The sequence below is a fragment of the Streptomyces sp. MMG1533 genome, from assembly GCF_001279775.1.
In the GTDB taxonomy this organism is placed as follows: Bacteria; Actinomycetota; Actinomycetes; order Streptomycetales; family Streptomycetaceae; genus Streptomyces.
Map to the genome: position 1 here is coordinate 15670 of NZ_LGDG01000233.1, position 8146 is coordinate 23815.

Annotated in this window: 7 protein-coding genes; 6 read left to right on the forward strand and 1 reads right to left on the reverse strand. The window is 67.8% G+C overall.

The window, feature by feature from the left end; all coding sequences use genetic code 11:
- Positions 1 to 398 precede the first annotated feature (398 nt).
- The 6 genes from ADK57_RS29490 (at position 399) to ADK57_RS29515 (ending at position 7021) form a co-directional block, all read left to right on the forward strand.
- Entirely contained in the window at positions 399 to 1709 is a 1311-nt protein-coding gene (locus ADK57_RS29490) for an ABC transporter substrate-binding protein (protein WP_234390457.1), read from the forward strand.
- Between the two features lie 70 nt (positions 1710 to 1779).
- Positions 1780 to 2739: a carbohydrate ABC transporter permease gene (locus ADK57_RS29495; protein WP_053752657.1), complete on the forward strand. Its 960-nt coding sequence runs from the start codon at positions 1780 to 1782 to the stop codon at positions 2737 to 2739.
- Complete coding sequence (locus ADK57_RS29500; RefSeq protein WP_053752658.1) at positions 2739 to 3572, forward strand: carbohydrate ABC transporter permease; 834 nt, start codon at positions 2739 to 2741, stop codon at positions 3570 to 3572. The genes ADK57_RS29495 and ADK57_RS29500 overlap by 1 nt, the downstream gene beginning before the upstream one ends.
- 90 nt (positions 3573 to 3662) lie before the next feature.
- On the forward strand, positions 3663 to 4850 hold the full coding sequence (locus tag ADK57_RS29505; protein ID WP_053752659.1) for an ABC transporter ATP-binding protein: 1188 nt from the start codon (positions 3663 to 3665) through the stop codon (positions 4848 to 4850).
- A 273-nt stretch (positions 4851 to 5123) separates the two neighbouring features.
- The gene (locus tag ADK57_RS29510) at positions 5124 to 6020 is read left to right on the forward strand and encodes a helix-turn-helix domain-containing protein (protein ID WP_053752660.1); all 897 of its coding nucleotides are present in this window, start codon (positions 5124 to 5126) and stop codon (positions 6018 to 6020) included.
- Positions 6021 to 6169: 149 nt separating this feature from the next.
- Positions 6170 to 7021 (forward strand): oxidoreductase, encoded by an 852-nt coding sequence (locus ADK57_RS29515; protein WP_107091676.1) that lies wholly within the window; start codon positions 6170 to 6172, stop codon positions 7019 to 7021.
- A gap of 91 nt (positions 7022 to 7112) precedes the next feature.
- Here the strand turns inward: ADK57_RS29515 and ADK57_RS29520 are convergent, their stop codons facing one another.
- Positions 7113 to 8114, reverse strand: coding sequence for a glycoside hydrolase family 43 protein (locus tag ADK57_RS29520; RefSeq protein ID WP_078973411.1), 1002 nt, complete (start codon positions 8112 to 8114; stop codon positions 7113 to 7115).
- Positions 8115 to 8146: the final 32 nt, after the last annotated feature.

Below are 8146 nucleotides of genomic sequence, written 5' to 3' on the forward strand. Positions count from 1 at the left end.
CGGGGACCAGACGAGGACCGAGCGCCATGCGGCGGTCATGTAACGCACCTTGACTCGGTCAAGTTTCTTTACCGGGGCGATCGTCAAACGCTCCGACAGAGCCCGACCGCGCACAACTGGCGCCCCGATCGGGTTCGGCGGACTCTTCCATGTCGAACGGATCGCGCACCCTGCCGAGAGCAGTAGGCAGTAGCCGAAGTTGATCGTCCCCCCTTCCATGCCCGCAGGTTCGCCGAGCCGGTCCCACCAGTAGGCCGGGCTGGGCGATTAGACCTGGTTGGGCGATTAGATGCGATATGTGCTTGATCTTGCCTTATATGGTCTTTAGTGTTCGCCAGGAGGGAAGCGCTGCGAGGTGCGAGTCCCGTGTCACCGTCCGGAAGCGAGGTGTGGAGCGCGTGCACGTGAGGTGCGGCTGCCGGCCCGTTTCGGGTCAGAAGGGACGTCCCGGAGGGACGCGATGGCTGCGGGCGTTCGCCGTACTGCCGTTGCTGGCGTCGGTGCTCGCCGCTTGTGGCAGTGACGAGGGCTCCAGTAGGCCCACCCTCAACTGGTACAACTTCCCCGACGACTCCGGTGCGCTCCAGAAGGCGGCCGACCGGTGCAGCCAGGCGTCGGGCGGGCGCTACAGAATCAGCTACAACAAGCTCCCGCGTGCCGCGGACGGCCAGCGCCAGCAGCTTGTCCGCAGACTCGCCGCCGAGGACGACTCGCTCGACATCCTGGGCCTGGACGTCACGTGGGCGGCGGAGTTCGCCGAGGCGCGGTGGATCCGGGAATGGACGGGGGCGGCGAAGCAGCAGGCTGTCGAGGGCACCCTGCGCGTGCCGCTGCAGACCTCGACCTGGAAAGGCAAGCTGTACGCCGTCCCGTACAACACCAACACCCAGCTCCTGTGGTACCGCAAGGACCTGGTGCCCACCCCGCCCAGGACCTGGGCCGAGATGCTGGACATGGCCGGCGCCCTCGCCCGGGAGGGCAAACCGCACTTCGTGGAGATCCAGGGCGCCCAGTACGAGGGCCTGACCGTCTGGTTCAACACGCTGATCAACAGTGCGGGCGGCTCCATCCTCAACGCGAGCGCGACCGAGCCTTCCCTCGGTCCTCCTGCAGTGCGGGCCGCCGGGATCATGCGGGATCTCGCGAAGTCCCCGGCCGCGGACCCCTCCCTGCCCAACCAGATGGAGGACCAGAACCGCCTCGCCATGGAGTCGGGGACGGCTGCGTTCGAACTCAACTACCCGTTCGTCTATCCGTCGATGAAGGCGAACAACCCCGAGCTGTTCAAGAACTTCCGCTGGGCGCCGTACCCAAGGGTCGATGCGAACCGCCCGGCACGGCCCACCATCGGCGGCATCGATCTGGCGGTGAGCGCCTACTCGCGCCACCCCGACCTGGCCTTCGAGGCGGCGCTGTGCCTGCGCAACCGGGAGAACCAGCTCACCGCCGCGCTCGAGGGCGGTCTGCCGCCCACCCTGCGCGCCCTGTACGACGAGCCCGCGTTCATGAAGGAGTACCCCTTCTCGGGGGAGGTCCTTGCCGCCCTGGAGTCGGCGAGCGTGCGCCCGATCACTCCGGTCTATCAGAACGTGTCGATCGCGGTCTCCCACACGCTGTCCCCGCCGTCGGGGATCAAGCCGGAAAGCTCCGTCGACACCATCAGGGAGCAGATCGACGATGCCCTGCGATCCGAGGGTGTGATCCCGTGAACCACCTCCTCCCGCACCACTCCGTCAGCCGGCGCCGCAGCGCGCGGGCCTCGTCCTCGGACGGCCTGAGATGAGCACGCGGGCGCAACCGGCGGGAACCCCGCCGTCCCCCGAGGTGCAGTCGGAGCAGGCGGGGCCGGACCGGGCGGCACTCTCGGCGGGCGCCAGGCAGGAGCGGCGGCTCGGCTGGCTGCTCTGTGCGCCCGCGGTCGTCGTCATGATCGCCGTGACCGCCTACCCCATCGGGTACGCCGTCTATCTGTCCCTCCAGCGGTACGACCTGCGCTTTCCCGGACGGGCCGAGTTCGTGGGCCTGAGCAACTACGGGGCGGTGCTGTCCTCCCCGTTCTGGTGGGACGCCTTCTGGGTCACGCTGTTCATCACCGCCGTGTCCGTGGCGATCGAGCTGGTCCTCGGCATGGGGCTGGCTCTGGTGATGCACCGCACGATCTTCTGGCGCGGCGTCGTCCGCACGTCGGTCCTCATTCCGTACGGGATCGTCACCGTGGTCGCCGCCTTCTCCTGGCAGTACGCCTGGACCCCGGAGCTCGGATACCTCGCCGAGTTGTTGCCCAGCGGAGAGGCCCCGCTGACCGAGCAGTGGCCCGCCCTGTGGCTGATCATCCTCGCCGAGGTGTGGAAGACGACGCCGTTCATGGCCCTGCTGCTGCTCGCGGGCCTCGCGCTGGTCCCCGAGGAGACCCTGAAGGCGGCCATGGTGGACGGTGCCACCGCCTGGCAGCGGTTCACCAAGGTCATGCTGCCGCTGATGAAACCGGCCATCCTGGTGGCACTGCTCTTCCGCACGCTGGACGCGTTCCGGATCTTCGACAACATCTACATCCTGACCGCGGGCGCCCAGGGGACCGGCTCTGTGTCGATCCTCGGGTACGACAACCTGTTCACCGCGCTGAACCTGGGTATCGGGTCGGCGATCTCGGTCCTGATCTTCATCTGCGTCGGGATCATCGCCTTCGCCTTCGTCAAGATGTTCGGCACGGCAGCACCGGGCGCGGAGGTGAAGCGCTGATGGCCGCAGCAGGAAAGACGCATGCCGCCCGATGGGGTGTCATGAACGTGGTGGTGGTGCTGTACGCCCTGTTCCCGGTGTGGTGGATCGCCGCGCTGTCGTTCAAGGACCCCACCACCCTGACGGACGGCAACTACATCCCCACGGACTGGACCTGGGAGAACTACCAGGGCATCTTCGAGACCTCCGAGTTCACCCGCGCGCTGATCAACTCGATCGGTATCGCCCTGATCGCCACGGTGATCGCGGTGGCGCTGGGCACCATGGCCGCCTACGCGGTGGCCAGGCTGCGCTTCCCCGGCAAGCGGGTGCTCATCGGCATGTCACTGCTGATCGCCATGTTCCCGCCGATCTCCCTGGTGTCACCGCTGTTCAACATCGAGCGGATCATCGGGATCTTCGACACCTGGATCGGGTTGATCATCCCGTACATGACCTTCTCCCTGCCGCTCGCGATCTACACCCTGTCGGCCTTCTTCCGGGAGATCCCCTGGGATCTGGAGAAGGCCGCAAAGGTCGACGGGGCGACGCCCGCGCAGGCATTCCGGATGGTCATCGCGCCGCTGGCCGCGCCGGGCGTGTTCACCACGGCCATTCTCGTGTTCATCTTCTGCTGGAACGACTTCCTGTTCGCGATCTCGCTGACTTCCACCGAGTCCGCGCGCACAGTGCCTGCCGCGATCGCGTTCTTCACCGGGAGCTCCCAGTTCCAGCAGCCCACGGGGTCGATCGCCGCCGCCGCTGTGGTCATCACCATCCCGATCATCGTTTTCGTCCTGTTCTTCCAGCGGCGGATCGTCGCCGGACTCACCTCCGGCGCAGTCAAGGGGTGAACGGGCCGACCGCCGCAGACAGGCCACCGGTCCGGGACACCGACCGCGGTACCCGGAGCCGGAAGGCATCAAGGCAAGGAGGCACCATCCATGGCCGAGATCATCCTTGAGGGAGTCACCAAGCGTTTTCCCGACGGGGCCCTCGCCGTGAAGGACGTGGACCTCGAGATCGCCGACGGCGAGTTCGTGATCCTGGTCGGTCCGTCGGGATGCGGCAAGTCCACCACTCTGAACATGATCGCCGGACTTGAGGACATCACCGAGGGCACCCTGCGCATCGGAGACCGAGTCGTCAACGACCTGGCTCCCAAGGAGCGCGACGTCGCCATGGTGTTCCAGAGCTATGCCCTGTACCCGCACATGAACGTCCGGGAGAACATGGGCTTCCCGCTGCGCCTGGCCAAGGTGGACAAGGACACCATCAACACCAAGGTGACGGAAGCCGCCCGGATCCTCGACCTCACCGAGCACCTGGACCGCAAGCCCGCCAACCTCTCGGGCGGTCAGCGCCAGCGGGTGGCCATGGGGCGCGCGATCGTCCGTGATCCCAAGGCGTTCCTGATGGACGAGCCGCTGTCCAACCTGGACGCCAAACTCCGGGTACAGATGCGCACTCAGATCTCCCGGCTGCAGCGGAGCCTCGGCACGACCACCGTGTACGTCACCCACGACCAGACCGAGGCGATGACGCTCGGCGACCGCGTCGTGGTCATGAGACAGGGCCTGGTCCAGCAGATCGGCACACCTGCCGAACTGTACGACTTGCCGCGGAACATCTTCGTCGCGGGCTTCATCGGCTCCCCGGCGATGAACTTCCTGAACGCCACGCTGGAGGGCGTTGCCCTGCGCTCGTCCCTGGGCGACCTGCCCCTCGACGACCGTACGAGGCAGGCGCTGGAACGCCAGAACGCGCCCCGCGAGGTCATCGTCGGGCTACGACCGGAGGCATTCGAGGACGTCGCCCTGTCACATGACGGGGACCGGACGGGCCCGGTCTACACCGCCATCGTGGAGGTACTGGAGTCACTGGGCTCCGATGCGTATGTCTACTTCACCGCGGAGGGCGGGCCCGCGACGACCGCCGAACTGGAGGAGCTCGCCAAGGACTCGGGTCTGCGCGACACCGGCGCCGACACCCATAACATCGTGGCCCGTCTGGACGCCGCCACGCGTGCCCGAGAGGGCGAACCCGTAGAGCTGCAGGTCGACATGGCCAAGGCTCACGTGTTCGACCCGGCGACCGGAGCGAACCTTACGCATCCGGTGAGGGCGGACTGACGATGCACCACACAGGGCGCGATCCGCATCCATGGACACGGCGACTCAAGAGGCGGGCGGCGCGTGGTGTCAGGCGCCACCGGCGGCCCGTGTAGGGCGCTCTAATATCCTGTCGTCCCGACCAGCTTTGTTGCAGGTCGGAGGCCGTTCTCTCGTTCGTGGGAGGGCGGCCTTCCGGGTATCCGGAGGCCTGGTGGTCGCACCGCATCAGCCGAGGATGCCTAGGAGTATCAGGGCCACTCTGCGCCACGGACCCGGGTCTACTGTCGAGTCATGGACAGCGACAACCTCCTTGGACAGTTCCTGCGAGCCCGCCGCGGACAGGTGCGGCCCGAGGACCTGGACATGCCGGCCGGCGACCGGCGCCGGGTCCCGGGCCTGCGCCGGGAGGAAGTGGCGATGCTGGCCGGGCTCAGCACCGACTACTACGTACGCCTCGAACAGGGGCGTGAGCGGAACCCTTCCGTTCAGGTGCTCGAGGCCCTGGCGAGTGCTCTGACCCTGGATGACGACGCGATCGTCCACCTGCACCAGCTGGCGCGGCCGCTGCCCGCCAGGGAGCGCCGGAGCACGCGCAGCCCGCGGCTCGGCCCGGGCCTGCTGCGGATGCTGAACAACTGGCCGAACACCCCGGCCGTGATCCTGGACCGCTGCATGAAGGTCCGGGCACACAACCCGCTCGGCGAGGCACTGTTTGCCGGACACACCTACAGCGGGGATCTGATGCGCCTGGTCTTCCTCGATCCCGACGCCCGGGACTTCTACCCGGACTGGGACCGGGTCGCCGTCAACACGGTGGCCGGGCTGCGCGAGGCGGTGGGAACAGACCACAACGATCCCCAACTGATCGAGGTGGTGGGCGAACTGTCGCTCAAGAGCGCCGCCTTCCGCAGGCTCTGGGCACGCCACGACATCCGCCGGAAGAGGCGGGAGACCAAGCGGTTCCACCACCCGGTCGTCGGCGAACTCGCCCTGGAATACGAGTCGTTGACCGTCAACAGTGCGCCGGGGCAGCAACTGGTCGTCTATCAGGCCGAACCCGGCAGCCCCTCCGAACACGCGCTGGCCCTGCTGGGCAGCCTGACCGCCTCAGAGACCCGGGAAACCGCACAAGCGGCGGAAGAGGCGCAAGCGGCGGAAGCGGCGGACCGCCCCGCCCACGACGGCTGAACGGCCCGCCTCACCGCATTTCCGCCCCCGCCCCGAGCGCGCCACACGGTGCTCCGCCCGGCCATGCCCGCATGCCCGTATGCCGGGTGGTCGGGTGGTCGGCGCCACGACTCGACGAACAGCCATCTCGACGAAGGGACATGTCGCACATGTCTGCCGACACCACGCCCGTCTGGTTCATCACGGGCTGCTCCACAGGTCTGGGCCGTGCCCTGGCCACCGCCGTGCTCGAACGCGGCTGGAAGGCCGTGGTCACCGCCCGCGACCCGCGAACGGTGGCGGACCTCGTCTCCGGCCACGGGGACCGGGCCCTGGCCCTGGCCCTCGACGTGACCGACAGCGCCCAGATCGCCGACGCCGTCAAGGCGGCGACCGCAGCCCTCGGCCCCATCGACGTCCTGGTCAACAACGCCGGGTACGGATACCTCGCCGCCCTCGAAGAGGGGGAGGACCACGAGGTCCGCTCCCTCTTCGACACCAACGTCCACGGCCTAGTGGACGTCACCCGGGCCGTATTGCCGGGCATGCGCGAGCAGCGCAGCGGCCACATCGTCAACATCTCGTCCCTCGGCGGCCTCGTCGCCTTCGGCGCCACCGGTTACTACCACGCCACGAAGTTCGCCGTCGAAGGCCTCTCCGAATCGCTCGCGGCGGAAGTCACCCCGTTGGGCATCAAGGTCACCATCGTCGAACCCGCAGCCTTCCGCACCAACTGGTCCGGGCCGTCCATGCGCCGGTCTGCGACGCACATCGAGGACTACGCGGCCACCGCGGGAGCACGGCGCAAGAGCACCCTGGACACCCACGGCCACCAGCCGGGAGACCCCGAACGTGCCGCCGCCGCGATCATGGCCGCCGTCGACGCCGAGAACCCGCCGCTGCGACTGCTCCTGGGCAAGGTCGCCCTCGACGTCGCTCTGGCCAGGCTCGACGCGCTGCGGACCGACTTCACCACGTGGCGCGACGTGACTCTCAGCGCCGATTATCCCGCCGACGTCTGAGCATGAGGAGCACGGTCGGCGCAGAGTGTGAGGATCCTCCGCTTCGGCGTGGAACTCGTCGCCGTCCGACGGGATGTGCGACGTGACGGCGTCATCCGCCACCGTCGAGGTCCGTGCGCCGGCGGAGCACCCGCAGCTCGTGACCGAGGAGTTCCATCTCGTACAGCTTTCCCCGCGCGTTGTCGAAGGGGCGGTGGAGGACCATCATCAGCCGGTCGTCGAAGGTTCGGAACAGCATGCCGTGACCGCTGTCGCTGCGGACCAACGGCCGTTGCTGCTGCCAGGGCCCCGTGATGTCGCCGGACTTCGAGACGGCACAGGTCTGCACATAGCCGCCGCTCACGGTGCCGTCCTGGCCGGCCGTGTTCTTTTCGTACGTCGACCACAGCATGAGCAGAGACCCGTCAGGGGTGCGGTACAGCTGCGGGCCGTCGGTGACATAGGGCGGGAGCTGATGCGGTACGCCGCCGGGGATCTGCTCGGTGATCCAGAACGCGTCCGAGGCCTTGAACAGGAAGACCGGATCTCCGATCGTCCCGGACAGGTCCCGAGTCAGCCGGATCGCTTCCATGGTCCCGTCGATGGTCTGCAGCCACTCGTGTGCGTACACCATCCAGGGCTGCCCGGACGGGTCGACATGGAGCGTGCCGTCGAGGGTCATCAGGTTCGCGGGCGGGGTGGGGCGTGAGGGGTCGATGACGGTGAAGGGACCCAGCAGCGAGTCGGAAACGGCCGTGATCGTGCCGCGCATGTGGTTCGGGATCTGGAACGGCGCGCCCCATTGGTCGGGGGGTGGCACCGGGAGCGGCTTGTCCTGGTTGTGCAGCGTGGTGAACAGGTAGTACCTGCCGCCCCATTCGTGCACCTCCGGCGCCCAACCGCCGTCGGTCGCCCAGATCCCGTTCTGCTCGGCGGTCAGGAAGACCACGACGGGACGCGTCCAGTCGCGCAGGTCGTGGCTGCGGTAGACCATCGTGCCGGTGCCGTCCACGCCCGACACGGAAGGGTCGTTGGATGTGTAGAGGTGGTAGGTGCGGGTCTTCTTGTCGGCGACGACGAACGGATCGTGCAGCGGCATGTCGGGAAGTTGCATCAGTTCGATCTCGGCCACGGTCGAAGAATACG